A 26,118-nucleotide genomic window follows, 5' to 3' on the forward strand; every position below is an offset into this window, starting at 1 on the left:
ATAGGGACTCGTAGTCCTCAAGGCTTTGTTCGAACTTTCTTTCACTCTTCACTATAATCTAAAAATAGAAAATAGAGGAGAACATCATTCGTCAATGATGTTCCCCTCTAATCTTAGTATGTTTTTAAATGATTGCTTAAGCATTAAATATCAAAAAATATAGAGTTCAAAATTACTGCACAGATTAGATGAAAAATTTGAACAACAAAAAGTGTATTTTTATACTATAATAGCTTTTGAATTTAGTTACTCTATTCAACAGTTATGCTGTGGACAAGTAAAAGAATAAATAGAGGTGAGAAAATGAATAATTTCAAGAAAAAATTTGTGAGTAGATTTTTAAATATGAAAAATTTTTTTGAAAAAAAGGGAGATTATGATGCATATAATTATGTATTAAATCTAGAAAAGCAAACATATTATACACTACGTAAAAATGATGATAATGATTTTTGGACTATATTACCTAAAATGCTTTCGATTGACTCTAAGCTTTCCCTTTTGGAGGAATTTATTAATTTAGATATTGAAGAATTTTGCGGGGGAAAAGAGTTAATTAATATGATAGAGAGTGATTATCATACCTATTATAAAGAAAGTTGTGGATATAAAGTGGATGAGCAATGTCCACAATCAATTATTTTTTACGTTGAGTAATATGGACTATTAAGCAGGAAAGCAACTAGAAGCTACTGGTTTAGTATTTAAAAATATAAACTATATTGCTAACAATTATTTTCTAGAAGAAATAAAAGAACTAAGAATCAAGATGATGTCTTGACTCTTAGTTCTTTTAACATGGAAAAGATGGATAATGCACTGTTAATTTATGATGCATCATCAAAAAAGTTGGAAGGAGAAGATAGAAATCATTAAATGATTTCTACAGATGGTAAATGAAAAAACAAAATATTAGCAAAAATTTGCCTAAATAGATAGTAACACTTTCTAAATTAAATACAAGCGCATTCATAGAATGTTTATACAAATATCTATGTGTTAAAAATTGGATATGTTCACAATAAATAGGAATTAAAATAACGAATTTACGTTTGTTTTTAATTAACAATCAAATTATCTTAATGCAGGAATAAAAAATTAAATTACATATTGTTAATCATTTACATCTCCGTTAATAACTCAAAATGAAAAGATGTTTTTATTTTTATTCTATATTTCAGAAAAAAATTAAACTAGATTATAATAATTCTTCATGTAAAAATAAAAACAATTACTGCTATAATGTTTAAGATAAAACAATTATGAAATCGATATCCGTTTATATACTTGTCATAAGCTAGAAGCAAATAACTAGCCTATGTATGTAAGTGAGATTATATTTATTAAAAGGCTTCTTTTGTTCGATCAGTTATAGTCGAGCGAGAGAAGTTTATTCTTTGATTAAAATAAACAAAAGTAACTTATTGAGGTGAAATGATGCAAACTTTTTTAACTAAAACATCTTTCAAAAAAGTAGTTTTATTAGATTATTTGTTAGAAAAAGACAATTGGTGTGCAATGGAAGAACTTAGAAATTTACTTAATGTTACGGAGAAGTCAGTCTTACACTATATAGAAGAACTAGAGGATTTATTTAAGCAATATAATGGGAATATCCTTCTGAAAAATGAAGATAATAAACGCTTTTTCATAAAAAAAGAGAAAGATTTTCCTATTTATAATATTTATCTTCATTTTTATAAAGCTTCCTATAATTATCATTTGATTGATTTTATGTATAAATATCCTAGAAGTGTTCTAAAAGATTTTGCTAAAGAGCAATTTACTAGTGTATCTACTGTTTTCAGATATGCGAAGCTCTTAATTCCATATTTTAGGCGTTATCATATAACATTTCATCCATTTCAGTTAGAATTGAATGCATCAGAGGCAAACATTCGTAGCTTTTTTTATTATTTCTATTGGAATTCTACACGTGAAAGTAGTGATAAGTGGCCATTTCATATCGAACAAAAGGAAATAGAGAAGTATATAGTTGCTTTTGAGAGGATTTATGATATTACGTTAACTATTTTTCAAAAACGTGTATTTTCTTTTTGGTTAGCCATTAATATAGAAAGAAGTTCATTTAGAAAAGTACGAGTAGATAATGAATATAAATCAGTTATCTCAGATGATCCGCATTTTAATCTTTTGAAGAAGTGGTCAAAACAAATTAATCTTTCTTTTAACAGCGATGAACTGTGTTTCCTTTATCGAATAATTTATTCTTTTGGAGTAATTGATGGAAATGCAATATATGAAAATAGTCATGCATATGCACATCAGCGACAAAATACTTGTTCTTATCGAGCAGTTGAGAATTTGGAGAAAGTTTTACAAAGCATGTTCCGTTTTTCTTTAGATATAAAGGATCCAGAACTCATATTCAATTTTATTGCGTTTCATGAAAGAAGTTATCTATTTTATGGTAATCCAGATCTTTTTTTTAATCGTACGTATATCGAAGAAATGAAAGAAGAAGAACCTCGAACTTATCACATAATGGAAAAACTCAAAAAAGAATTACAAGCAAATGCGGATTTGGACGTATCAAAGAAATTAGAAAACTGGGCACAATTATTTTTGGATTATTATTATGTGTTAGATTATTATGATTTATTTTTAACAAATGTTAAACCGATTAAGATTTTAATACAAGATGATTTACACCATACGCATCGGTTATGGTTAATGAATAAAATTAATCTGTATTTTGGGCATTCTTATGTTTTTGCTTTTTATGATTACAGGACAAATATAACTGAAGTAGATTTGGTTATTTCTAATTACTACATCAATACTGGAAAAACGCCACTACTATTAATGAAAAATATACCTACCGAAAGAAACTGGCGTTTGTTCGAGAAAACGATTTATCAATTAAAAAAAGAAAAAAGCTAGCTTTCTTATGAAGAACAGCTAGCTTATTTGAATGAATCATCTAGTTTGCTTTCTAATTTTTTCTTTATTTTGGAAAATAGTTGAACTAGATAAAAAGTACTGGACGTGTCAAAATTATTTTGGATCAAATTATATCTATTATTATTTAGGAGGAATTATAAAATGAAGAAAACAATGATCACAACTGCTGCGTTAGGTTTGTTAGCAGTAACTGCTTCGGGAAGTATGGTTTCTGCAGATATGATATCAGGGACAACTAATAAGACAGACGTTACTTTGACGGAAGGATCTGGAACAGATGTCACACCAGTTGTGCCAGATGACACGCACGATGATGATCCAAGTACAGGAGACGTTGGTTCTTTATCGATTCCATTTGCATCTAATATCACATTTGGTAAACAAGAAATCCAACAGGGAGATACGGATTACTATGCATTGAATAAAAAACCGCATGTACAAGTAAACGATACTCGTGGAGGAGCAAAAGGCTGGACATTGGGAGTTACCATTTCTCCATTTATTGGAGAAAATGGGAAAGAGTTAACTGGAGCGAAGATGTCTTTGACAAATGGTCGGATAGTAACTAAAGATAATACTTCTGAAGCTCCTAAATTAGCCAATCAAACTTTTGATTTAAATGAAGCTTATCAAGACGTGATGCTTGCTAAAGAAGGACAGGGAGCCGGAGCTTTTGCTGCAGTTTTTGAAGGAAAAGATGGGCATAATGAAAACGTGAAGCTTCATGTACCACGAGCTGGAGTAGAAGCACAAAGCTATACAGCTGATTTGACTTGGGTGTTGTCTGATGCTCCAGCATAATGTCCGAAAAGGGTGGGGGAGAAGCTTTCCCCTCTTTTTTGTTGGTATAGTATTCTTTGCTTTATTCTATTTGTCTACAAACATATTCGCAGATTCAAACAAGGTATCTTTTGATGCACAAGCCATTTTACCAGATAACCAGCAGTCAGAAGCAAGTTATTATGATCTAAAGGTGACACCTGGCGCCACACAAGATTTATCACTAAAATTGAAAAACACTACTGCCAAACAAATAAAAGTAGTGGTAGAAGCCAATAATGCTTGTACCAATAAAAATGGAGCAATCGATTATTCTAACCATGAGGCTAAGTTATTGGGAAAACCTGTATTCCAAGATTTAATTTCTAAATCACAGACGATCACATTGAAGCCTTCTGAGGAACGTGATGTGACCTTTCAATTGAAAATCCCAGAGAAAGGTTTTGAAGGAACCATTTTAGGAGGATTTTATTGCTATGAAGATACAAAAGGAAAAGAAGAAAAAAATGAAGGTTTTAGTCTAAAGAATAAGTTTGCATATACAATCGGTGTAAAGCTAGTTTGTTCAGATAAAAAAGTGGAACCAGGATTTGCTTTAACAAAGGTTAAACCCGGATTAGAGAATGGCTATTTGACTCTTTTTGCCAATTTAGAAAATTCAGAGCCTGTGCTTAAAAGCAAAATGGATCTACATGCAGTCATCAAGAAAAAAGGGGAAAAGGAAGCGTTACATGAATTCAACCAAAAAGTGTCTTTTGCACCACGCACACAATTTCAGTTTCCTTTTAATTTGAATAATGAGCCACTGAAAAAAGGAACCTATGAATTAAGTATTCAGTTAAAAGATGATTCAGATAAAAAATGGACACTCTATAAAGAGTTCGAAATTAAAGGGGACGACGAAAAGCTCAACAAAGATGCAGTGGAAGTAAATAAAGAAAATAAGGATCATTCTTTATTCTATATTCTTTTAGTTCTTTGTTTGATCATTATCATCAGTTTAATTGGATATATTACTAAGTTACGACGAAAAAATCCATAAAAGTATTCGAATCATTTTTTAAGATTGTGAAGTGGGGAAACGATCTTAAAAAATGTGTGAATAATTCATATATAAAATAGATGATTTGGATAACTTTCTATAAAAATGATTGTATAAAAGATGTAGAAAGGAGACAAAAATGAAAAAAATTTTAACAATTATTTGCCTGGGATTGCTGATTGGGGCGGCAATCCCAGTGTCTGCATCAGCTGATGATCAAACAACTAGTAGGGTAGGAATTACTTTTTATCAGTCTACTAATAAGGCAGTACCTATGAAAAAAATAGTTGTACCTGATAAGATAGATCAGATTGCGCCAAGAGAATATAACCAATTGTTACCTAAAACAAATGATAAACAAAACTGGTTTATGAATATAACTGGTATAAGCCTCCTAATACTACTATACTATCTAAAAAAATTTTTATTAGCAGGTGAACAAGATGAAAAAAAATAAGCAGGTTATATTATTATTGCTATTTTTTAGTGGCTTCTTGTTTTTCACATCTCAAAGAGTAGAAGCAGCGCCGCGACCTTTAACAGATTTAGGGTACTTTCACTGGGCAAACCAGGCTAAAACACCAGCAGATAATACTTTTATTATGCACTACAGTGATGATCTTTCAGTAGAGCCAATAGAAGGGATAGCTAATACAAGCTTTATAGAAGTTAATCGTAACACTAATAAAAGTAAAGCATTAGTAAAAAATGTAGGGTTTTATAAAGGAAAAAAAGTAAATTTACTAATAACTTTGGAAAGAAATAGAGGAAACTTAAATGGGGGATCTATTTATTTAACCAAAGATGATTTTTTAAGAATTTATATTTACGGAGAAATGATTGTAACCTATGATTTTTTAGATGAGGATAATCAGCCTCTGACATTGGAAACTGCATTTAATTATAGTGGCTTAAATCAAAACAAATATATCGGTTTTTTGTCTCCTGCAACTTTGATTAAAGGGCTGTATGCTAATAATCCCACGAATATTCTATATGATGTTTGGGATGGAGGGCCAGATGACTATTGGGTATATTTTAAAAACCCAACAGGAGGAGGAGCTTGGGCAGTTGATCCGAGACAAGATTTGGAACTAACAACAAAACCAATTTCTAACGTAAAATTTGTCATCCATAATAATGATTCAACTACTTCTTCGATAAAGTACAGAACAGATTTCTTAGCTGAACCAGAGTTTCCTGTAGCTTACGGAGTAGATTCTTCATTTGAGAAAGCAAATCAGGACATTTATTTAAGAGCACAGCAAACGATTCCTAATATAGAAAAATGGGAAAAAAATAAATCAATGGAGTTATGTTTTAATTTACAAAAAATTTATTCGACCCATCAATATTCTTTTAAGGAAGCAAAAGTAACTAATCTCAATGGTGATGATTTAACAGACTTGTTTAAAACAAGCAATGAACCAAACGGTAATGTCGCTTTAGTGATAAACAATTTAAATGACAAACGTTTATATGATACGGTATTGCTATATGATATTAAACTAAACTGGAAAGGAACGTGGAATGGCAACAGTTTTTTTGACAAATTTTATAAGGTGCAGAACTTCTTTCCGTATGCTATTCCGATTGTCCTTGACAATGAGCCTCCTCGGATGTGACGATCTTCGGCAGGAGCTAACAGTTAAAGTTAGACTGCCTCGCTAGCGTTAGCACATCCGAGCTCATTATCAAGGATTCGCTGCGCCAATCTCTGGTTACGGTAACCAACCGGTGTCTCGTAGCCAAGTGTGCTTTGCAGTATTATTCTATTACCATCTCTGTTAAACAATTCTTTCTAATTTTCTAACTTTTTTAATTCTAATCCTGACCATATTAAATTTTTTGGGATTTTTTTTTTAATATTTAATATATAATAAGAGGAAAGGAGGAGAATATGGCAGATTATTTAGAAAATAAGGTCATAGGAAAGTACTTTCGTTCACCTACTGATCAATTTTTAGGTATTATTCGTGTTTATGGTACTTATACAGAATACCGTGTAATAGAAGGAGTCCCTGAAAAGGATGCTATGCTAGAAATCATAGATGTTCAGTCCGGTGTGCTTCTTACAAGAGTGAATAATAGTTTATTTGTAAACGGAAGAGGGTATATAGAATGTTGGTTGTGAAAATAATCGTTGGAGTATTTGTTGTAGCTTTTCTTATCTGGTTATTGACTAGTACTGCAGTTGTTGTACGTCAAGGGGAAGTAAAAGTAGTAGAAAGTTTTGGTAAGTATGTAAAAACGTTGGAGCCAGGATTACATTTCCTTATTCCAATATTATATACTGTGCGCGAAAGAGTATCGCTAAAACAGATTCCTTTAGAAATAGAACCTCAAAGTGCTATTACAAAAGATAATGTAATGGTTGAGATCGACGAAGCTATCAAATATCACGTTACAGATGTTCGAGCATTTGTTTATGATAATGAAAATTCCGTAGTATCAATGATCCAAGATGCGCAATCGAATTTGCGTGGAATTATCGGGAAAATGGAGCTAAATGAAGTATTGAATGGTACTGAAGAAATTAATGCCTCTTTGTTTGCTTCAATTAAAGATATTACTTCTGGCTATGGTTTGGCAATCGATCGAATTAATATTGGGGAAATAAAAGTATCTAAAGAAATTGTTGAATCAATGAACAAATTGATAACAGCTTCAAGAGACAAAGAATCAATGATTACTCGTGCAGAAGGTGAGAAATCATCTGCGGTACTTAATGCTGAAGCTAATGCATCTAAAATGACCATTGATGCACAAGCAAGGGCACAACAAACCCAAATTGACGCAGAAGCAAGAGCAAAGCGCATTCGTATTGACGCAGAGGCAGAAGCTGATCGTATTGAAAAAATTACTGAAGCAGAGAAAAAAAGAATAATAATCTTAAATGAAGCGATAAAAAATAGTCAACTCGATGAGGTATCCTTATCTTATTTAGGAATAGAAGCATTTAAAGAGGTAGTTTCTAGTCAAACAAATACCATTATATTACCTTCTAACATGACGGAATTAGGCAATATCCCTGTAGCAAAACAGTTATGGGAGAAACAAATAAAGGGAAATTAATTATGGATTACATTTACGTTTTAAAATAGTATAAATCTTTATCTTACTTACATTGTTACTGAAAAGGTCAGTGATCCGTAACCTTGGATTTCATAGTTAGAGAAAAATCACTATTCTTTTTTATATTGTCAAAAAGTAATCTATACAATTCTCCCTCTCAAAAGTTAGTTTAACTATTGAGAGGGAGAATTTTTGCAATATAATACTTCTTGGATTTTTCGATCAACATTTCCTAACGTTATCAAATTGATCCGTAACCTTAATTTCATAGATTGCTTTTTGAGAAAATATTTCACTCCAATTGTAATGGCTTATTAAAGATATCTCTTTTGCGCCATATCAATATAACTAGTATGATTAAAACAAATAAAGAAACGAATATGCTCATATAATCAATTGAGCTATGGTAGATAGTTTGGAAAAGTATACCTTCGCTATCTTGAGTAGAATTAGCCAAACCAAAAAAGTCAGACATAAAAAAGTTATAGGCGCCGTGAGAAGCTGCTGCAACCCAAGTATTAGAAAATAGAATTCTTAATAAAGCCCATACCATACCAATTAAAAAATAATCTATCAACTCTAGCGTAAATCCTCCTGCATTGCTCAGATGCATTAACATAAAAAATAAACTACTTACTACCACTCCCCATAAAAGATTAGTTTTTTTCGCGATCCCACCTAATACAAATCCTCGGCTAATTACTTCTTCTTGTGATCCTTGAGCTAGATAAAACACCATGCTTATTAGTAATGTAGACCAAGAAGATTTCGCAAAAACTTCTTGGAAATCAGCTCCGCCAATTAATACATAGCCGAATACAATAAAAGCAATTAAGAGACCTCCAATTAAATACCCTAAGATAAACTTTTTTAAGAAATCTTTTTTAGAAAAACCTAATATTCTGATATCTTTATATATTAACTTAGTTAATACTACAAAAAAGAAACTAATCATTAAAAAAAGAAAACATCAAGTATCAAGCTAACTAATTGGTTTCCTTGCAGATTTGGAAATAGTTGTTCAAAAAAAACGGATTTTAAATAAATGGAAATAAACAAACCTAAAAAAGCGACAAAATAACTCAGAACAGGGGGGATTATAATAGCAATTGCTTTTTTCATGATTCTCATAAGTCAACCTCCTTTTTTATTTTATTCTAATTGAAATAAACTTATTTAGTAAAACAATCTCTCTAATATACGTTTTATGATCTTATAAACATACGTATAAAGTTTAAATGATGGAATGTAATGATAATTTAATTTATTATCCATCTGAGAAACTTGGTTTAAACCTGTAATGAGTTTTTTTTTTTAATGAAAAATCACTTTTTCTCCTTCCTTAGTAATATCCGAAAGCGAAATGATTAAAGTATATCCTTAAAAATTAAGTGAAAGCTGATTACTTTCAGAGCAGGTAACTAAGACAGATAAATAAAGACCGTTTATAAAGTAAATAAAGAAGAAAAATGATAGTACGAAATCATTATGAAAAGCTGTCTCAACAACCGTTAAGAGAATATTTTTTATTTAAATATTTAAAAAAATTCTAAAAACAGTAAAATTTTCAAACTATTTTTATTTCTATTATCGTGACATAATTAAGTCACTATCACAGACCGTTGACAACTATCTTCCTTTTGAAAACTATTCTCAGGAGTATTTGTGATAGTACTCTTCTCATTATCATTATTCTGCTAGCACTAAACCATTCTCCTATGATTATGATAATGACCTTCTGTTCAAAAGCCACTTAGAAAAGTGGCTTTTTTTAATCAGAAGATTCATTTTTCAGGATAATAAAAATGATTTTTTACATTTTGGTTTATTAGTAGTTTTACCTCAAAATTTTTTATGAAAATAGAGCTTTCTCTCATATATTGAATGAAAGTTAACATGAGCGAAAACGCATCTGTATAGTTAATTAGGTTCGAAGTACTGGTTTAGACAAATTTATTATCAAGCTTTCTATCACCTATTAGCATCTGTTTAGAAGTAAATCAAACTGTTTAAACAGTTTGAAAAGTATTAGAAAGCTCAAGGAATGGGGCTTTCTTATACTTTTATTTTTTGGCATAGTATTTGCTTAATATAAAGTGAGGTGAAAAATATGAAAAAAAAATTTTTAGTTGCAACACATGGGCGACTAGCAAGCGGCTTTCAAAATTCAATGGCGATTCTAGCTGATAAAGGAGCAGAACTTGAAGTCATTAATGCATATTTAACAAATGAAGACTATACGCCCATCATTTCTAACTTTATAGATTCTATCGAAGAAGGAGAACAAGGAATTATCTTTACCGATCTGTTTGGCGGAAGTGTAAATCAAACAGTGGTAGCAGAAATGATAAAACAAAAAAAAGATCAATTGTTTGTCATTTCTAATAGTAATTTAGCAATTATATTATCTTTAGTCCTAACACCGGAAAGTGAAGTCTTTACAAAACAAAGTATAAACGAAGCAATTGAGATAAGCCAGGTTCGTTTAGTATCAACAGATTTGCCTACAGAAGAGACATTTTTTTAAATCAAAAGTGTAAGAAGAAACTATTATAGTAATTTGATACAAAATAAGGAGGAAAAAAGAATGATAACTCAAATACGTGTGGACGATCGACTAATCCATGGTCAAGTAGCTGTAGTTTGGACGAAAGAATTAAATGCGCCATTATTAGTGGTTGCTAATGATGAAGCAGCAAAAAATGAGGTCATGCAAATGACATTGAAGATGGCTGTACCAAATGGAATGAAACTATTGATTCGTTCGGTGGATGATGCTATCAATATATTCAATGATCCAAGAGGAGCCGACAAACGAATTTTTGTCATTGTAAATAGCGTATCCGATGCAAATAAAATAGCTCAAAATGTAGAAAACATAGAAACAGTCAATGTTGCTAACGCAGGTAGATTTGATAAATCTGATCCATCAACGAAAAAAATGATATTTCCTAGTGTGCAGTTGAATCCTAATGAATTAGCTGCAGCAAAGGAATTAGCTAAATTAGATCGAGTAAATAGTTACAACCAGGTGTTGCCGTCAAATCCGCAATTAAGTTTAGAAGATGCATTAGAGTAGGGAGGAATAAAATATGTTAATGCACGCAACTATGGCAGCTTTAGCAGTATTTATCTGTTTTGCGGGTAACTATTTGACTGGACAAAGTATGATGGAACGTCCATTAGTAGTAGGTCTCGTTACAGGTATTTTAATGGGGGACATGAAAACGGGTATTTTGATGGGAGCCTCTTTGGAAGCCGTATTTTTAGGAAATGTAAATATTGGCGGAGTGATAGCAGCAGAGCCAGTAACGGCCACAACTTTAGCTACAACTTTCGCCATCATTTCTAATGTAGAACAAAAAGCAGCAATGACTCTCGCTGTGCCAATTGGTATGTTAGCTGCATTTGTCGTTATGTTTTTGAAAAATGTTTTCATGAATATCTTTGCTCCAGCTTTAGATAAAGCTGCACGTGAAAATAACCAAAAAATGATCCTTACGCTACATTTTGGTACATGGGTGATCTATTATTTAATCATTGCATCTATTTCTTTCATTGGAATTTTAGCTGGGAGTGGTCCGGTAAATTCCTTTGTTGAACATATCCCTCAAAGTCTAATGAATGGTCTTAGTGCAGCTGGAGGGTTGTTGCCTGCTGTTGGATTTGCCATGTTGATGAAGCTCTTATGGGACAATAAGTTAGCTGTTTTTTATATCCTTGGGTTTGTTCTAACCGCTTACTTACAACTGCCGGCAGTGGCTGTTGCTGTGATTGGGGTTGTTATCTGTGTTGTCAGCGCTCAGCGGGATATTGAAATTAGAGAGGTTGGTAAAAATGGTAATAGGCATGACAAAGGGCTAATGACAAAAGCAGAAGAAGAGGAGGACTTTTTCGCATGAGATTCCAAGAAAACTTGACAAAAGAAGAAAAGAAAATGATGCGTTCTGTCTTTTGGCGTTCATGGACGATGAATGCCAGTCGTACTGGAGCAACGCAATACCACGCAGTAGGCGTCATTTACACGCTGCTGCCAGTTATCAATCGTTTTTATCAAACAAAAGAAGAACGTGCAGAGGCAATTGTTCGCCATACAACCTGGTTCAATGCAACGATGCATATTAATAATTTCATTATGGGATTAGTTGCTTCAATGGAAAAGCAAAATAGTGAAGATGAACATTTTGACGCCAGTTCAATCACTGCTGTTAAAGCATCATTAATGGGACCAATATCAGGTATTGGAGATTCATTTTTCTGGGGAATTTTACGGGTAATCGCAGCGGGTATCGGTATCTCTTTAGCAGCAACTGGTTCTCCGCTAGGTGCAATCATATTTTTATTGATTTATAATATTCCGGCTTTTCTCATTCACTATTACGCACTGTATAGCGGTTATTCTGTGGGTGCCAGTTTTATTCAACGAATGTATGAATCAGGTGGAATGAAAATTTTGACAAAAGCTTCAAGTATGTTGGGCTTAATGATGATGGGATCAATGACAGCATCGAATGTCAAATTCAAGACCATCTTAGAGGTGAGCGTGGAAGGCAGCAAAGAAGTGATGAAAATTCAAGATTACCTTGATCAATTATTTATAGGCATCGTACCATTAGCGGTGACGTTATTTGCATTTTGGTTATTACGGAAAAAAGTCAACGTAAATGTAGTAATGTTTGGTATTATGTTTTTAGGTATTATATTAGGACTGTTAGGGATATGCTAGAAAACACTGCTGTTTTTTTCGATATTGATGATACATTATTAGACAATTATAGTGCCTTCAAATGTACCATCCGAAAGTACTATCCTGACTCTTTCCTCGAAGAACCTTTTTTAAAGCGTCTTTATCATGAATTCCGCTGTCATAGCGAAAAGATTTATAAGTTTTATCAAGAAGGAAAATTAGATAAAAAAAAAGAAAGACGAACGATGGTTACTAGTGATGGAAACATTAAATTCAAAGAAGAATACCAATTTATCTGAATTAGATGCTTACTATCATTTATGCCAAAGCAAACAGACTTTGTCAGTTGAAATGTCTTTACTTTTAAGTGTTTTGAAAAAAAGTGGAATTCTATGCGGAATTATAACAAATGGATTCACTCAGCAACAGCAAAGTAAACTAGATCAATTAGAACTTGATCGTTTTATCGAACCGAGATGGCAATTTATTTCAGAAAAGTTAGGTGATGCAAAACCAAGTGTAAGCTGTTTTCGAAAAGTTTCTAAACAATTGCCAGAAAAGATAACAAAAATTTATTATTTAGGGGATAGTTATCAAAATGATGTTATTCCATCTAGATTAGCCGGCTGGTGTCCGATCTGGTTGAATCATTTTGTTGATGATGAAGCAGCAGAGATTCTACAAGCTAAAACCGACAATGAAGCAGCCACCTTGATATTATCTCAATTACTACGTTCGAAATAAGTAGAGCCGTGTCCCATAGGAAAAACTACTGTAGCTAAGAGTATGATTTGATACACTCTGACTGCAGTAGTTTTGATTTTTTAGTATTCCATCTGTTGTAAGTCTTTTTGGAGGATATGGCATTTCCATTTCTTATCATATACTATATTTTTTATGAGGAGGTTTGAGTATGCGACAAGAAACGAGAGAGCAGTTACTGAATTTATTATCTGGAGCAACTACCTTGACAACACAGGAGATTGCTGATTCTATCTCATTAAGCCGCTCAGCAACAAGCTTATATTTGAATGAATTATTAGATAAAAATGAAATACAAAAAAGCGGAACAAAACCAGTGTACTGGTCAATTGCTGAATCAGAAAATAAAGGCGTGAAAGATGCGTTTGCTCAGTATATTGGAAATAATGGTAGTGCTAAACGAGCAATTGAGACGTGTAAGGCAGCAGTATTGTATCCACCATTAGGATTACCACTTCTTTTGCACGGAGCAAGTGGAGTTGGAAAAAGTTTTTTAGCACACTTAATTTTTAAATATCTTAAAGAAAAAAAGTGTAAAGGAACAAAAAATTTCTTTGTCTTCAATTGTGCAGATTACGCTAATAACCCTGAGTTATTATCTTCTATTCTATTCGGACACACAAAAGGTGCTTTTACAGGAGCAGAAAAAGAAAAGGTTGGTCTTTTAGCGCAAGCTGATGATAGTGTTTTATTTTTAGACGAAGTACATCGATTATCTCACGAGAATCAGGAAAAACTATTTCAATTTATGGATACAGGGAATTTTCGGCCTATCGGCGAAGAAGCAGAAATGATTTCTTCGAATGTTCGATTATTATTTGCAACGACTGAAAAGCCTGAAGAAGCACTATTACCGACATTTTATCGACGTATTTCCGTTATTGTTGAATTACCAGCTTTTCATGAACGACCAATATTTGAGCGTATAGAGCTAGTCAAATATTTGTTTGAACGAGAAGCAAAGCGAATAAAAAAGAATATAGTTATTTCAAACGAGAATTTTTTTGCCTTAACAACACAAGAACTTTCAGGTAATATTGGAAGCTTATCAAATCAGGTAAGGATGAGTTGTGCTGATGCATTAAGGCTGACACCTCATAGTCAAACATTATTTATAGGTCAAGATAAGAAAACAACAGTTAAAATAACTTACCCCTCTACATCTAGTCCATCTATTGAGGAATACCAGATTTTTGCAGAGAGACTGATGCCTATATTAGATATAAATGAATTTGCTGAATTAAAAGAAAAATTACAAAAATTTGATAGTCAATACTTAGAAAATGTAGTGACTTTGTCAAATGATAGTTTGTCTTTAAGTATGAAAACAAGCATCCAAAAACAAAATCGTAGAATCATCGACAATGAAGCGATGACGCTAGAACCCCTTGAAATTGTTTGTAGGTTACTACAAATTTTAAAAGGAAAACTACCAGAAAAAAATTTAAAAGAAAAAATACATCTACTATCAAAACAGTATCCTAGAACTATACTTTTAACTACTAATCTCACAAGAGAGCTTCCTCTAGAAATTCGCCCCTTTGTTACTTTCTTCTTAGGTGTAATGCTGATTGGCAAGGTCTCAGAAGACATCCGTTACCAAGCATTACTAGTAGCTCATGGAAATGCGACTGCTAGTAGTATTCAAGCTGTGGCAAATAAAATGTGTGGAGATTACGTTTTTGATGCTATCAATATGCCTTTATCATCTTCTGCTAGAGATATTATCACAAAAGTTAATGATTGGCTTTCAGAAAGAGATACATCTGAAGGAGTGATCATGCTTGTGGATATGGGCTCATTAACTCATTTATATAAGAGCTTGAAGCCTCAAATTTTAGGAGAATTATTAGTTATTAATAATTTAACTACCTCTTATGCACTAGAGATTGGACAGCAACTAATCAATGGAAATCTTTTTTATGAGATTGCAAAAACGGCAGAAAGTGATTTTGTAACGAATATCCAGTATTTTGAAGGTTTTGCTGTAGAAAAAAATGTCATTATTTCTAGTATATCTGGTCGTGATATTGCTAAGAAAATAAAAATGATCTGTGAAAAATACTTTAATCCTGACATTAAGCTAATCGTATTAAACTACGGAGAATTAGTGAGCACATTAGAACGAGCTTCTTCGGAAGAAGGATATTTGAAAGAGACGGCGTTGATCTTGACAACTTCCTATCTGGATAACACAACCCCGGTTCCTAGTATTAATCTAATTGATGTTTTGGATGAAGATGCAGAGAATAAATTGAATAGACAATTGAGAAACCTAATTCATCCTAGTAGTGTTCCATTATTAACGAACGAATTCATTCATTTCTTTTCAAAAGAAGGTTTATCTGAAAAACTCGAATTTTTAAACCCTGATGTGATTATCCGACAAGTAGAAGATGTAGTAGAAAAGTGCGAGAAAAGATTCAGTCTTCAGTTGAATGCTAAAATGAAGTTCAATTTAATGATGCATCTAGCTTTGATGGTCGAACGAACGATACTTGGTGCAGAAGACTATCCAGTCCCAGAAGATATCAACCAGCTGAAAATCAACAACAAATTGTTTTATCAAAATACACAAACGATTTTCTATACTTTGGAACAGTTTTATAAAATCAAAATATCGACATGGGAATTATATATACTTTATGAAATTTTAGTGGGATAGAAAGTATGAATCCATCTGTTTGAATATTTTTTATTTGAGTATGATCAATACCAATAAACGTGTATCATTGATTAGTTTTATTCATTACTTTTAAATATTTATAGTCATAGATAAGCTTCATGTAGGAATTCGTCAGCCGCGTATTATTCTACATGGAGTTTAATTTTTGTATGGTGATCCAGTCAAACTTTATTTAGGATAGAACGTGTAAGCCATGATATTTTTAGAGAATATACGGTTTAAGATATTGAAAGCTGTTCTCAATTTTTTAATTTAAAAAATTTGAAAAAGCGTTTGATTATTTATATTACGACTTAGTGCAATAAAAAACGTATTTTAACAGTACATGTAGTCGTCTTTATAATAGATAAACTCTGTAAGTTTAGTTAAAAAGCTATAAGTTGCACTTAGTTAAGTGCAAACATTTCATATTGTTGTTAGTTTAGAAAACGCTTATATTAGCAATGTAAGGAGAGATGATAATGCAGCAGCTAACAAAAAGAGAAAGGCAGCTTTTGATTTACTTGGTGGAAATGTCTGAACCGGTAACAATCAAAAAGTTGGCTGAAAAAGAAAATGTTAGTGTTCGGACGATAAAATACGATCTAGATGATATAAGAGAGTGGCTGAATGAACGGAAGCAAGTCCTATATAGCAAACGTAGTCAGGGAATTTGGATGAATATTAGTAGCTCTGATCGAATCAAATTAAAAAGCGAATTGATGGATGTTAATCGTTTTGAAATATTTGCAGATCAAAGTCTCCGAATCAAACGTTTACTAATTATGCTTTTAGTAACAAAAGAAGCTATTACTGGAATGAAAATGGCCAACGCATTAGATGTCAGCAAAGATACGATCATGAATGATTTAGATGTGCTGGAAAATAATTTTCTTAAGGAAGGATTGACCTTGAATCGTCAGGCGCGAAAGGGTTTTTGGATCACAGGAGAAGAACGTCTAGTTCGATTAACGATTGAAGAGATTCTTCAAAAAGAGTTCACGGATTATGACATTTATAAATTAATGTCATTGTTATTGAACGGCGGTGAGACTGAATACTTTGAAATGTATTCTGCTACTGCTACACCTATCCAAGAGGTATTTAATCAAGTAATCATTCGAATGCGGCACTTACTGGAATTTGAAAATCTAGAGAAACTGAATTACGCGGAATTACTAAATATTCTGATTCGAGTGACAATTGCTACCGTTCGCTTACGCAAAGAGGCTACAATTGGTCGTTATCAATTGGTTGCTGAACAAGAATTAGACAAAAACGATCTTTCTTATCGCGTCATGCAGCAGGTCTTTGATTATTATCAGTTGCCACTGTTCGAGGATGAATATCATTATATCTATAGTGATACATTCGACACGATTCACCAGCAAGACGTTATGAAACTAGTTGAGAATGTGATTTATAAAGTAAGTAAAGCAATCAACCATTCTTTTTATCAAGATCCACAATTGTTGACGAATCTGTATGGTCATTTATCTATGCGATTATCGAGAAAGAAAAAATTTGTCAATGAATATAATCCTTTTAAAGAAGATATCAAGCAGAAATACCCGGAATTATTTGATGCAATCAAGCAAGCAGTTCGACAAGAAATAAGTGAACAAAATATTCTGATCAATGATTCTTTCGTGGCATATATCGCCTTACACTTTTTGGTTTCCTACGAAAGAGAAGAAGATCTACGAAGCGTTAGAGCCGTCTACATTTGTTCAACAGGGTTGGGTGTGACTAGTCTGATCAAGCAAAAGATCAATGAAGAATTAAATAATATCACTATCGTGGCATTTGCTTCAGTATTGAATGCGCAAGAAATGATTGCTACCAAAGATCCTGATTTGGTGATTAGTATTTTTCCAATCAATGGCATCGATCGTCCTTTCATCAAAGTCCATCCATTACCCACTGAACAGGACTTGAAAAAAATTCAACAAATAATAAAAAAAATACTAGCTTCTTCCAATCAGCAGGAAAGGCATAACTTGAATCTTAGAGAAACGTCCATCAATAAAGATACTTTAGAAGACTTTAGCAAGGAATTGATTTTGAAAGCTTATACGATTTATGAACGTTTACTTGTCATTTTGGAAGCAGAATTGATCCAAGAATATCGAGAAGCTTTTTTGCTTCATGTATTCTTAATGGTTCATCGTATCACATTTGATCAACAATATATGGCAGAAGGTCGTCAAGTAGATCAGATTATTTTAGACAAAGGAACACTGGTAGGAAAAATCGAAGCAGTTTTTGCAGAAAATAATTTAGGAATCAATCAGTCAGAAATCAGTGCATTATTCTCATATATAAAAGAAGGAGCGTCAAGTTAGTGAAAATGTCAGACGAGGCTTTAAAAATTATCGAGGAAAGTCAAAATCGGGAAAAGTTAAAACAAGTGATTGATCTAATTGAAGAGCGATTAGTAGAACATGCTATTGTACCAACCGAGTTGCAGTGGACCATTCTAATTAATCACTTGAATGAGATGCTGAAACGTTCTCAAAGAAAGGAAACGATTCCCGTAGTCGATCGGGATTTGTTCAAAGAAGTATCCAAAGAAGCCATAACTATTTCTGATGAAATAGTTAGAAGTATCGGTAATTTAACCGATGATGAAATATATGTTTTGTCGATTCATTTTGAAACAGCAAAAAATAATTAATATTTAGGAGGGAACAATCATGATTACAGTAGTTATTGCAGACCGTATGGGTAAAGGACAAAATGTGGCCAAAGGGGTAGAAGCAGCTGGCGGCAAAGCATTTGTCGTACCAGGAATGGGGGCAGATATGCGTTTGGGCGATGTGATGCAACAAGAGCATGCAGATATGGGTATCTCTTTTTGTGGTAGTGGTGGTGCAGGTGCATTAACAGCAGCAACAAAATATGGCTATCCAGAACGACATGGTATGCGTTCGATTGAAGAAGGGATCACAGCTATCAAGGATGGCAAAACTGTTCTAGGTTTCGGCTTTATGGATCAAGAGGAATTAGGGAAACGTCTGACAGAAGAATTTATCAAAAAGCATGGAAAATAGAAAGAGGGACATGAAATGAGCGTTCAAAAGACAATTCAGCAAAAAGTTATCGTCTCCGGTAAAGGGGAAACAAAGCAACATGCTTTTGCATCAGCGTTAGCAGAAATTCAAAACAAAATAATGGAACAATCAAACGTATTATTGCGAATCGAACCAGTCAATGTGGATATTTTAAAGGCGGTCGAAAACAAATACACAGAACGCTTTCTATTTTTCTTCTTCCCACGGCAACGTATCAGCTATGAAGTCGAACTTTCTGTTACTGTGGCTGTAACAGAAATAAAATTGGCAGACATATCGTTCAGCCAGCAAATGACTGAAGATCCAAATGGGATTGCCATTCCATTTGTAACTAAAAAAATCTAATTTTGAATTATAAGGGGGAAAGAATAACGTGGATTTCGTAATCATTCTAGTCAAATCGGTTATTATCGGGGGATTACTTGGTTTTGCAGCATCTGTCGGGGCAGCCCGAATGTTTCATGCACCTAATACACAAGGTTTAGGAGCTTTTAGAACATTAGGCGAAATGAATGCCTGCATGGGTGATCCAGCTTCTCATTTTTCATTTGGTTTAGGCTTTTTCTTTAATGCATGGGCTTCTTCAGTTGGTGCTGGTGCATTCACACAAGATGTGACGCATCGAATCATTCCCAATTGGGCAGCGGCAGCACTTCTAGCAAAAAACAAAGATGTCACCCAGACCATGCATGATCCGAAAAAAATGGGGATCATTGGAGCGGTTATCGGGGCAGGGGTGGTAGCCTTCTTAAACACAACAGCTGCAGCAATTCCAGAGGCGTTACAAGTGACGGCGGTTTCCGTTTTGGTACCAGCAGCGACGATTCTGATCAATACAGTAATGCCAGTTATTTTTTGGTTGGCAGCTTTAGACGCAGGGAAACGAACTGGTTTTTGGGGCACTCTTTTTGGTGGTATCGCGCAATTGATCATGGGAAATGCGGTACCTGGTGTTGTTCTAGGAATCTTGATTGGTAAAGGCGTCGATGAGAGCGGTTGGAATCGCGTCACGAAGAGCATGATGATCGCTATTGTTTTATTATTTATTTTCAGTGGATTTTTCCGTGGATTTGATATGGAAATGATCAAGAGCTTCCAGCTTCAAGTGCCTAATTGGCTTGATAACTTGCACAACATCTTTAGTGTGAAATAGGAGGAGAATCATGGAGACAACAGAAGAACAAGCAAAAGTATTAGAAGTAAAGCGGCAAAAGAGCTTTTGGTTTGCAGACTGGTCTTTTCCGCTAATCGTAGGAATTATGTCCGCTGCTGTATTTGCAGGAACACACATGTATGTGATGTATGGTGTGGGTGCATTCAATGAAGTTTCGATCGTGGCGATGTTAAAAGCCGGGCTGGATGGCGGATCCTATGGCGCAGCGGCAGCGTTTGGTGCTAGTTTCTTATTTGCCAGAATTTTAGAAGGCTCTTTAGTTGGGATCTTGGACTTAGGCGGTTCGATCCTAACTGGGATCGGAATTGGGGTACCAGCAATTCTCTTAAGTATGAAAATAGCGGCACCAATCGATAATTTTGCACTCTCTTTATTGACTGGTTTGGTTCTAGGTTTGATTGTTGGTGGCATCATTGTCTTGATTCGTAAATTTACGATCAATCAATCAAATTCCACTTTTGGTGCTGACGTCATGATGGGGGCAGGAAATTCATCTGGACGTTTTTTGGGTCCATTAATTATATTAAGCGCGTGTGCAGCATCTATTCCAATCGGCATTGGCGCTACATTAGGAGCACTAGGATTCTATGCTTGGAAAAAACCAATTGCTGGAGGTGCTATTTTAGGAGCAATGATTTTAGGAGCAATCTTCCCGGCAGTAAATTAATAGAAAGAGGGTCATTAAATGTTTGATACTTTGATTAAAAATGGAAGGTTGATTGATGGATCTAAGATAGAGGTCGCTATAGAAAAAGGCATGATTAAAGCAGTTGCAACAGAAATAAATCAGCCGGCGCAAGAAGTAGTTGACTTGGAGGGAAAGTATTATTTATCCGCTGGGTGGATCGATGATCATGTCCACTGCTATGAAAAGATGAATCTTTATTATGACTATCCTGATCAGATAGGGGTCGAAAAAGGTGTGACGACGGTCATTGATGCTGGAACTACGGGAGCAGAAAACATCCGTGAATTTTATCAATTGACGAAATCGGTCAAGACAAATGTGTATGCGCTAATGAATATCTCTAAATGGGGCATTGTCAAACAAGATGAACTTGCTGATCTAACAAAGATTCAAGAAGATCTAGTAAGTACTGCGTTAGCAGAACTGCCGGAATTTATTGTCGGGATCAAAGCGAGAATGAGTAAGACAGTTGTTGGTGAAAATGGCATTAAGCCATTAGAATTAGCTAAAAAAATCCAGTCAGAAAACAATGATCTGCCATTGATGGTTCATATCGGTTCTGCACCTCCTGAGTTAGAAGAAGTATTGTCAAGAATGGAAAGAGGCGATGTATTGACCCATTGTTTTAATGGAAAACCAAACGGTATTTTAGATCCAAAGACAGATCAAATTAAAAACTTTGTCTGGGATGCTTACAATAATGGTGTTGTCTTTGATATTGGACATGGGACGGATAGCTTTAATTTCCATGTGGCAGAAACCGCACTAAAAGCAGGAATGAAAGCTACCTCTATTAGTACGGATATCTACATCCGCAATCGTACAAATGGCCCAGTTTTTGATCTAGCAACTACTTTAGAAAAATTGAGGGTAGTCGGCTATTCTTGGGAAGAAATCATTGAAAAAGTTACAGCAGTTCCTGCACGGAATTTTCATTTGAAGAATAAGGGCCAGTTAGCTGTCAATTATGATGCAGATTTGACGATATTTGAGATTGTTGAAAATGAAAAGGAATTGAAAGATTCCAACGGATTTACACGTATAGCTAAAGAACAAATTTTACCGATTAAAACAATTATTGGAGGCGTCATATATGACAATTAGCTATGGAAAGTTTGATTTAAAAGAAGTCATTAATGCATCGGGAAAAATGACGATCCTAGGGGTTTCTAAGGTATCTGAAAGTGTCCTAGCAGCACAACGATTTGGAGGCGAGCATTTTTTTGAGATGAGTGATCTTGCCATCAAAACCGGCGCTTATCTTTCTCAATTACTGAAAGTGGAAGATGCGCAAATCGTTTCTTCTGCTTCAGCAGGGATAGCTCAATCTGTTGCTGCTTTAATCGGACAGGGCAACATGTACCATGTCTATCATCCCTATACAGAAAAAATCGCTAGACGGGAAATCATCATACCTAAGGGACATAATGTAGATTATGGGACACCGGTTGAAGTAATGGTTGCTCAAGGTGGAGGAAAAGTCATAGAAGCTGGCTATGCAAATATGTGTACACCGGAACATGTTTCCATGATGATTACGGAAAAAACTGCTGCGCTTCTATATATTAAAAGTCATCATGCAGTTCAGAAAAGTATGCTGACAGTGGCAGAAATGGTAGAAGTTGCCAAAGCTCATCGTTTGCCATTGATCGTTGATGCAGCTGCGGAAGAAGATTTATTCAAATATAGCGAAATGGGCGTTGACTTAGTGATTTACTCTGGGGCAAAAGCAATCGAAGGTCCGAGTGCCGGACTGGTCATAGGAAAAAAGAAGTATATTCAATGGATTCGGCTACAGTCTAAAGGTATTGGCCGAGCAATGAAAATCGGTAAAGATAATATTTTAGGCCTTACCCAGGCACTAGAAGATTATTTAAAAAATGGGAGCGAATCCGGTGACTCCATGAAGCAACGATTAACGCCTTTTGTTAACGCAATCAATCAACTTCCTGACCTATCAGCGAAAATAGTTCAAGATGGTGCCGGCAGAGATATTTATCGAGCAAGTGTAACGATTAATGGCGATAAAAGTGCGAAAGAAGTCATTCAGGAATTAAAAGCACGAAATCCAGCAGTCTACACTCGAGAATATCAAGCAAATAACGGAATCATTGAGTTCGACATTCGTTCCGTCAGCCAAAACGAAATGGAAAAAATCATAAAAAGATTGAGAGAAATCATGTAGGAGGCTTTTAAATTGTCAGTTATCCCAAATTATTATAAAAATCGGGTATGTTTAAATGTATTAGCTCATTCAGTTGAAAATGCAAAAGCATGCTATGAAGCAGCGGAAGGGCATGTCGTACTAGGTGTGCTATCGAAAAATTATGCTAGCGATGAAGCAGCAATCGAAGATATGAAAAGGTACCAAGACGCAACCAATAATGCGTTGTCAGTTGGATTAGGCGCTGGAGATCCAAACCAAAGTCAGATGGTTTCGCGTTTATCTGGGGTTTTACAACCACAACATGTCAATCAAGTATTTACTGGCGTGGGGACTTCTCGTGCTTTATTGGGCCAAAATGATACGGTCATCAATGGATTGGTTTCACCAACAGGTAAGATCGGCTATGTCAATATTGCTACAGGTCCGTTAAGTTCACAAGCGCCAGCAGCTGAAGTGCCTATTGAAACTGCCATTCAAATGCTGCAAGACATGGGAGGTACTTCAATCAAGTATTTCCCGATGAAAGGCTTAGCACATAGGGAAGAATTTAAAGCAGTTGCGGAAGCTTGCGCAAAATATGATTTCTATTTAGAGCCAACAGGAGGAATTGATCTTTCAAACTTTGAAGAAATTCTGAAAATTGCAATCGATGCAGGTGTAAAAAAAGTGATTCCTCATGTTTACAGTTCAATTATAGATAAAGAAACAGGAGATACGCGTATAGGAGACGTAAGGATACTATTAAGCATGGTAAAAAAAATTATTCACTAACTCATTAGAAAATAAGAAGCTTATTCCAGAATGAAATGGAATAAGCTTTTTATAATTAATTACGGAAATTGTTAATGTAGATAATAATTTAGATGTACGTAAGCAGAAGTACAGAAATGTAAGATTTTCCAATAGTATTTTATTCAACATAATAAATTGTATATCAATTTTTTAGCGAAATTTCTATTTATTCCAAAAATTTCAGTTATTACGGAATCATTTTGTGCTTAATAAAAAGAAACCGTTTTTATATACTGTAAGTGTAGAAAGAAAGGCGGTAGGAAAATGAAAAAAATTATTGCAATCACATCCTGTCCAGTTGGCATTGCCCATACATACATGGCAGCAGAAAACTTAGAGAAGGCGGGGAAAGCAGTTGGCGCCGAGGTAAAAGTCGAAACACATGGTTCTATCGGTATCGAAAATGAATTGACTGCAAAAGATATCGAAGAAGCAGCTGGTGTAATCATCGCAGCGGATACTAAAATAGATAAAACACGATTTGGCGGCAAACCATTGATAACCGTAGGCGTGCAAGAAGGAATTCATCATGCAGATGAATTGGTAGGAGAGATTTTAGCAGGAAAAGCGCCAATCTATAAAAGTACAGAGACCACTATTTCTGCCGAAAATAAAAGTGAATCAGAAAATTTAGGTAAGAAAATCTATAAGAGTTTGATGAATGGTGTTTCATATATGGTGCCATTCGTAGTTACAGGAGGATTATTGATCGCGATTTCATTAACATTGGGTGGAACAGCGACGCCTGAAGGAATCAAGATACCAGAAGGAACGATTTGGGCAACGATGAATAGTATCGGAAGTATTGCTATGGGATTGATGGTTCCAATCTTATCTGCATTTATTGCGCAAAGCATTGCAGATCGTCCGGGACTTGTTCCTGGATTTGTTGGGGGGATGTTAGCAGCAAATGGCGCATTATATGGTAGTGATGCGAATGCAGGGTTCTTAGGCGGAATCATCACTGGATTTTTAGCAGGTTTCATTGCTTTAGGAATCAAGAAAGTACGAGTACCGAAAGCTTTACAATCGATTATGCCAATCATTGTTATCCCAATTTTAGGATCATTGGCAGTTGGTTTTGTGTTTATCTACGTTATTGGAGAACCAGTAGCTCTTTTATTTAGTTCGTTGACTCACTTTTTAGCAGGGATGCAAGGAGGAAGTGAAATTGTTTTAGCTATGATCTTAGGAGCAATGATTGCTTTTGATATGGGTGGACCGTTCAATAAAGTAGCCTTTCTGTTCGGATCTGGCTTGATTGCAGAAGGAAATTATTCCATTATGGGTCCAATTGCTGTAGCTATCTGTATCCCTCCGTTAGCATTAGGATTGGCATCATTGACATTGAAAACCAAATTTACAAAAACAGAACGAGAAGCTGGTAAGGCATCCTTAGCAATGAGGCTGTTCGGGATCACAGAAGGTGCGATTCCGTTTGCTTCAACAGATCCATTACGAGTGATTCCAAGCATTGTAGTCGGAGCGATGACAGGAAGTGTCATCGCAATGCTTTCAGGAGTGACAGATCATGTCGCTCATGGCGGTCCAATCGTAGCAGTTTTAGGAGCAGTCGATCATGTAGCCATGTTTTTTGTAGCAGTGATTGCAGGTATTGCTGTCACCGTGTTAATGTTAAGAATCTTGAAACCAACATTACAACATACTGCAGTTGCTGCAGCAAATGGGGTAGCGGTAGCGGATTTAACAGAATCTGAAACAAGGGATGTTTATACAAAACCTGAAACGTTTGATTCTATTACGGATATTATGTCAGATGAAGCAATCGTTCTAGGAGAAACAGCAACAACAAAAGACGGAGTAATCGAAGATTTAGTCCAACGTTTAGAAAAAACAGCGGCGATCACAGATAAAAACGGATTTAAAGAAGTCATCTATGATAGAGAAAAGGAAAGTACAACGGGAATCGGCATGGGAATCGCTATTCCACACGGAAAATCAGCTTATGTTCGTAAACCAACGGTGGCTTTTGCCAGAAGTCAAGATGGAGTAGAGTGGCATTCTTTAGATGGAAAACTTGCACATATGATCTTTATGATTGCTGTACCTGAAAACAGCCAAGGAGATATGCACTTGAAAATACTGCAACGTCTTTCACGTAAATTGATGGATGATGATTTCCGTCAAGCATTGATGGATGCGCCAGATAAAGCAGCGGTTCACCAATTATTAAGTGAAATGTAATAACATAAGATGAAAAATCGACCGTGATGAGACATAATAGATGTGTTATCATGATCGATTTTTTATTTGGAAGGGAGTTTCT

At 34.6% G+C, this 26,118-nt stretch carries 27 protein-coding genes; 25 read left to right on the forward strand and 2 right to left on the reverse strand.

All coding sequences use genetic code 11. The features are described from left to right. Nucleotides 1–303 precede the first annotated feature (303 nt). From OZZ83_RS08080 to OZZ83_RS08115, 8 genes are all read left to right on the forward strand, one after another. A complete protein-coding gene (locus OZZ83_RS08080) occupies nucleotides 304–657 on the forward strand; it encodes a DUF7006 family protein (RefSeq protein ID WP_002309671.1) in 354 nt (117 codons plus the stop codon). A gap of 780 nt (nucleotides 658–1,437) precedes the next feature. After that, nucleotides 1,438–2,904: a helix-turn-helix domain-containing protein gene (locus tag OZZ83_RS08085; protein ID WP_002320356.1), complete on the forward strand. Its 1,467-nt coding sequence runs from the start codon at nucleotides 1,438–1,440 to the stop codon at nucleotides 2,902–2,904. A 162-nt stretch (nucleotides 2,905–3,066) separates the two neighbouring features. Then, nucleotides 3,067–3,726, forward strand: coding sequence for a WxL domain-containing protein (locus tag OZZ83_RS08090; protein WP_278023714.1), 660 nt, complete (start codon nucleotides 3,067–3,069; stop codon nucleotides 3,724–3,726). Next, on the forward strand, nucleotides 3,713–4,747 hold the full coding sequence (locus OZZ83_RS08095; protein ID WP_278023712.1) for a DUF916 and DUF3324 domain-containing protein: 1,035 nt from the start codon (nucleotides 3,713–3,715) through the stop codon (nucleotides 4,745–4,747). The genes OZZ83_RS08090 and OZZ83_RS08095 overlap by 14 nt, the downstream gene beginning before the upstream one ends. 139 nt (nucleotides 4,748–4,886) lie before the next feature. Next, the gene (locus OZZ83_RS08100; protein WP_002320353.1) at nucleotides 4,887–5,204 is read left to right on the forward strand and encodes an LPXTG cell wall anchor domain-containing protein; all 318 of its coding nucleotides are present in this window, start codon (nucleotides 4,887–4,889) and stop codon (nucleotides 5,202–5,204) included. Further along, nucleotides 5,191–6,372, forward strand: coding sequence for a hypothetical protein (locus OZZ83_RS08105; protein WP_278023711.1), 1,182 nt, complete (start codon nucleotides 5,191–5,193; stop codon nucleotides 6,370–6,372). Before OZZ83_RS08100 ends, OZZ83_RS08105 begins: the two co-directional genes overlap by 14 nt. 275 nt (nucleotides 6,373–6,647) lie before the next feature. Beyond that, nucleotides 6,648–6,881: a hypothetical protein gene (locus OZZ83_RS08110; protein WP_002320351.1), complete on the forward strand. Its 234-nt coding sequence runs from the start codon at nucleotides 6,648–6,650 to the stop codon at nucleotides 6,879–6,881. Further along, entirely contained in the window at nucleotides 6,869–7,822 is a 954-nt protein-coding gene (locus OZZ83_RS08115) for an SPFH domain-containing protein (RefSeq protein WP_002320350.1), read from the forward strand. Before OZZ83_RS08110 ends, OZZ83_RS08115 begins: the two co-directional genes overlap by 13 nt. A gap of 292 nt (nucleotides 7,823–8,114) precedes the next feature. On the opposite strand, the gene OZZ83_RS08120 is transcribed toward OZZ83_RS08115, so the two are convergent. Both OZZ83_RS08120 and OZZ83_RS08125 read right to left on the reverse strand, forming a co-directional pair. After that, the gene (locus OZZ83_RS08120; protein ID WP_123830804.1) at nucleotides 8,115–8,777 is read right to left on the reverse strand and encodes a CPBP family intramembrane glutamic endopeptidase; all 663 of its coding nucleotides are present in this window, start codon (nucleotides 8,775–8,777) and stop codon (nucleotides 8,115–8,117) included. Further along, nucleotides 8,777–8,953 (reverse strand): hypothetical protein, encoded by a 177-nt coding sequence (locus OZZ83_RS08125; protein WP_002320349.1) that lies wholly within the window; start codon nucleotides 8,951–8,953, stop codon nucleotides 8,777–8,779. The genes OZZ83_RS08120 and OZZ83_RS08125 overlap by 1 nt, the downstream gene beginning before the upstream one ends. Before the next feature lie 979 nt (nucleotides 8,954–9,932). Here OZZ83_RS08125 and OZZ83_RS08130 point away from each other — a divergent pair. The 17 genes from OZZ83_RS08130 to OZZ83_RS08210 all read left to right on the forward strand — a co-directional run bounded on the left by OZZ83_RS08130 (nucleotide 9,933) and on the right by OZZ83_RS08210 (nucleotide 26,036). Continuing rightward, nucleotides 9,933–10,349: a PTS mannose transporter subunit IIA gene (locus tag OZZ83_RS08130; protein WP_002320348.1), complete on the forward strand. Its 417-nt coding sequence runs from the start codon at nucleotides 9,933–9,935 to the stop codon at nucleotides 10,347–10,349. A gap of 60 nt (nucleotides 10,350–10,409) precedes the next feature. Continuing rightward, a complete protein-coding gene (locus OZZ83_RS08135; protein ID WP_002320347.1) occupies nucleotides 10,410–10,901 on the forward strand; it encodes a PTS system mannose/fructose/N-acetylgalactosamine-transporter subunit IIB in 492 nt (163 codons plus the stop codon). A gap of 13 nt (nucleotides 10,902–10,914) precedes the next feature. Beyond that, nucleotides 10,915–11,724, forward strand: a complete 810-nt coding sequence (locus OZZ83_RS08140; RefSeq protein ID WP_002320346.1) for a PTS mannose/fructose/sorbose/N-acetylgalactosamine transporter subunit IIC — start codon at nucleotides 10,915–10,917, stop codon at nucleotides 11,722–11,724. Then, nucleotides 11,721–12,548, forward strand: coding sequence for a PTS system mannose/fructose/sorbose family transporter subunit IID (locus OZZ83_RS08145; protein WP_065772728.1), 828 nt, complete (start codon nucleotides 11,721–11,723; stop codon nucleotides 12,546–12,548). The genes OZZ83_RS08140 and OZZ83_RS08145 overlap by 4 nt, the downstream gene beginning before the upstream one ends. Next, nucleotides 12,542–12,808 (forward strand): hypothetical protein, encoded by a 267-nt coding sequence (locus tag OZZ83_RS08150; RefSeq protein WP_278023709.1) that lies wholly within the window; start codon nucleotides 12,542–12,544, stop codon nucleotides 12,806–12,808. Before OZZ83_RS08145 ends, OZZ83_RS08150 begins: the two co-directional genes overlap by 7 nt. After that, nucleotides 12,768–13,253: an HAD-IA family hydrolase gene (locus OZZ83_RS08155; protein WP_249457895.1), complete on the forward strand. Its 486-nt coding sequence runs from the start codon at nucleotides 12,768–12,770 to the stop codon at nucleotides 13,251–13,253. The genes OZZ83_RS08150 and OZZ83_RS08155 overlap by 41 nt, the downstream gene beginning before the upstream one ends. 169 nt (nucleotides 13,254–13,422) lie before the next feature. Beyond that, complete coding sequence (locus OZZ83_RS08160) at nucleotides 13,423–15,936, forward strand: sigma 54-interacting transcriptional regulator (protein WP_002345037.1); 2,514 nt, start codon at nucleotides 13,423–13,425, stop codon at nucleotides 15,934–15,936. A gap of 482 nt (nucleotides 15,937–16,418) precedes the next feature. Next, the gene (locus OZZ83_RS08165) at nucleotides 16,419–18,281 is read left to right on the forward strand and encodes a BglG family transcription antiterminator (RefSeq protein WP_278023708.1); all 1,863 of its coding nucleotides are present in this window, start codon (nucleotides 16,419–16,421) and stop codon (nucleotides 18,279–18,281) included. Continuing rightward, a complete protein-coding gene (locus OZZ83_RS08170) occupies nucleotides 18,281–18,613 on the forward strand; it encodes a PRD domain-containing protein (RefSeq protein ID WP_002291790.1) in 333 nt (110 codons plus the stop codon). The genes OZZ83_RS08165 and OZZ83_RS08170 overlap by 1 nt, the downstream gene beginning before the upstream one ends. A 19-nt stretch (nucleotides 18,614–18,632) precedes the next feature. Further along, a complete protein-coding gene (locus OZZ83_RS08175) occupies nucleotides 18,633–18,989 on the forward strand; it encodes a glycine-rich SFCGS family protein (RefSeq protein WP_002309668.1) in 357 nt (118 codons plus the stop codon). A 15-nt stretch (nucleotides 18,990–19,004) separates the two neighbouring features. Further along, a complete protein-coding gene (locus OZZ83_RS08180; RefSeq protein ID WP_002288312.1) occupies nucleotides 19,005–19,355 on the forward strand; it encodes a DUF4312 family protein in 351 nt (116 codons plus the stop codon). Between the two features lie 28 nt (nucleotides 19,356–19,383). Then, entirely contained in the window at nucleotides 19,384–20,163 is a 780-nt protein-coding gene (locus OZZ83_RS08185; protein WP_002309666.1) for a DUF4311 domain-containing protein, read from the forward strand. Between the two features lie 10 nt (nucleotides 20,164–20,173). Continuing rightward, a complete protein-coding gene (locus tag OZZ83_RS08190) occupies nucleotides 20,174–20,851 on the forward strand; it encodes a DUF4310 family protein (protein WP_002309665.1) in 678 nt (225 codons plus the stop codon). Nucleotides 20,852–20,869: 18 nt separating this feature from the next. Beyond that, nucleotides 20,870–21,976: an amidohydrolase/deacetylase family metallohydrolase gene (locus OZZ83_RS08195; RefSeq protein WP_002309664.1), complete on the forward strand. Its 1,107-nt coding sequence runs from the start codon at nucleotides 20,870–20,872 to the stop codon at nucleotides 21,974–21,976. Continuing rightward, nucleotides 21,966–23,057 (forward strand): DgaE family pyridoxal phosphate-dependent ammonia lyase, encoded by a 1,092-nt coding sequence (locus OZZ83_RS08200; RefSeq protein WP_002320339.1) that lies wholly within the window; start codon nucleotides 21,966–21,968, stop codon nucleotides 23,055–23,057. The genes OZZ83_RS08195 and OZZ83_RS08200 overlap by 11 nt, the downstream gene beginning before the upstream one ends. Nucleotides 23,058–23,069: 12 nt before the next feature. After that, the gene (gene dagF, locus OZZ83_RS08205) at nucleotides 23,070–23,810 is read left to right on the forward strand and encodes a 2-dehydro-3-deoxy-phosphogluconate aldolase (protein ID WP_002309662.1); all 741 of its coding nucleotides are present in this window, start codon (nucleotides 23,070–23,072) and stop codon (nucleotides 23,808–23,810) included. Between the two features lie 285 nt (nucleotides 23,811–24,095). Continuing rightward, nucleotides 24,096–26,036 (forward strand): PTS fructose transporter subunit IIABC, encoded by a 1,941-nt coding sequence (locus tag OZZ83_RS08210; protein WP_325066042.1) that lies wholly within the window; start codon nucleotides 24,096–24,098, stop codon nucleotides 26,034–26,036. Nucleotides 26,037–26,118 lie beyond the last annotated feature (82 nt).

It is taken from the genome of Enterococcus sp. E5-162, assembly GCF_035725965.1.
Classification (GTDB): Bacteria; Bacillota; Bacilli; order Lactobacillales; family Enterococcaceae; genus Enterococcus_B; species Enterococcus_B lactis.

Bases quoted from the DNA above. Each gene is read 5' to 3' on its own strand.
- OZZ83_RS08120 (WP_123830804.1), bottom strand. From the start codon at position 8,777: ATGATTAGTTTCTTTTTTGTAGTATTAACTAAGTTAATATATAAAGAT.
- OZZ83_RS08210 (WP_325066042.1), top strand. From the start codon at position 24,096: ATGAAAAAAATTATTGCAATCACATCCTGTCCAGTTGGCATTGCCCAT.
- OZZ83_RS08140 (WP_002320346.1), top strand. From the start codon at position 10,915: ATGTTAATGCACGCAACTATGGCAGCTTTAGCAGTATTTATCTGTTTT.
- OZZ83_RS08125 (WP_002320349.1), bottom strand. From the start codon at position 8,953: ATGAGAATCATGAAAAAAGCAATTGCTATTATAATCCCCCCTGTTCTG.
- OZZ83_RS08095 (WP_278023712.1), top strand. From the start codon at position 3,713: ATGCTCCAGCATAATGTCCGAAAAGGGTGGGGGAGAAGCTTTCCCCTC.
- OZZ83_RS08150 (WP_278023709.1), top strand. From the start codon at position 12,542: ATGCTAGAAAACACTGCTGTTTTTTTCGATATTGATGATACATTATTA.
- OZZ83_RS08200 (WP_002320339.1), top strand. From the start codon at position 21,966: ATGACAATTAGCTATGGAAAGTTTGATTTAAAAGAAGTCATTAATGCA.
- OZZ83_RS08195 (WP_002309664.1), top strand. From the start codon at position 20,870: ATGTTTGATACTTTGATTAAAAATGGAAGGTTGATTGATGGATCTAAG.
- OZZ83_RS08160 (WP_002345037.1), top strand. From the start codon at position 13,423: ATGCGACAAGAAACGAGAGAGCAGTTACTGAATTTATTATCTGGAGCA.
- OZZ83_RS08080 (WP_002309671.1), top strand. From the start codon at position 304: ATGAATAATTTCAAGAAAAAATTTGTGAGTAGATTTTTAAATATGAAA.
- OZZ83_RS08085 (WP_002320356.1), top strand. From the start codon at position 1,438: ATGCAAACTTTTTTAACTAAAACATCTTTCAAAAAAGTAGTTTTATTA.
- OZZ83_RS08135 (WP_002320347.1), top strand. From the start codon at position 10,410: ATGATAACTCAAATACGTGTGGACGATCGACTAATCCATGGTCAAGTA.
- OZZ83_RS08090 (WP_278023714.1), top strand. From the start codon at position 3,067: ATGAAGAAAACAATGATCACAACTGCTGCGTTAGGTTTGTTAGCAGTA.
- OZZ83_RS08105 (WP_278023711.1), top strand. From the start codon at position 5,191: ATGAAAAAAAATAAGCAGGTTATATTATTATTGCTATTTTTTAGTGGC.
- OZZ83_RS08190 (WP_002309665.1), top strand. From the start codon at position 20,174: ATGGAGACAACAGAAGAACAAGCAAAAGTATTAGAAGTAAAGCGGCAA.
- OZZ83_RS08100 (WP_002320353.1), top strand. From the start codon at position 4,887: ATGAAAAAAATTTTAACAATTATTTGCCTGGGATTGCTGATTGGGGCG.
- OZZ83_RS08175 (WP_002309668.1), top strand. From the start codon at position 18,633: ATGATTACAGTAGTTATTGCAGACCGTATGGGTAAAGGACAAAATGTG.
- OZZ83_RS08180 (WP_002288312.1), top strand. From the start codon at position 19,005: ATGAGCGTTCAAAAGACAATTCAGCAAAAAGTTATCGTCTCCGGTAAA.
- OZZ83_RS08155 (WP_249457895.1), top strand. From the start codon at position 12,768: ATGGAAACATTAAATTCAAAGAAGAATACCAATTTATCTGAATTAGAT.
- OZZ83_RS08110 (WP_002320351.1), top strand. From the start codon at position 6,648: ATGGCAGATTATTTAGAAAATAAGGTCATAGGAAAGTACTTTCGTTCA.
- OZZ83_RS08130 (WP_002320348.1), top strand. From the start codon at position 9,933: ATGAAAAAAAAATTTTTAGTTGCAACACATGGGCGACTAGCAAGCGGC.
- OZZ83_RS08115 (WP_002320350.1), top strand. From the start codon at position 6,869: ATGTTGGTTGTGAAAATAATCGTTGGAGTATTTGTTGTAGCTTTTCTT.
- OZZ83_RS08145 (WP_065772728.1), top strand. From the start codon at position 11,721: ATGAGATTCCAAGAAAACTTGACAAAAGAAGAAAAGAAAATGATGCGT.
- OZZ83_RS08165 (WP_278023708.1), top strand. From the start codon at position 16,419: ATGCAGCAGCTAACAAAAAGAGAAAGGCAGCTTTTGATTTACTTGGTG.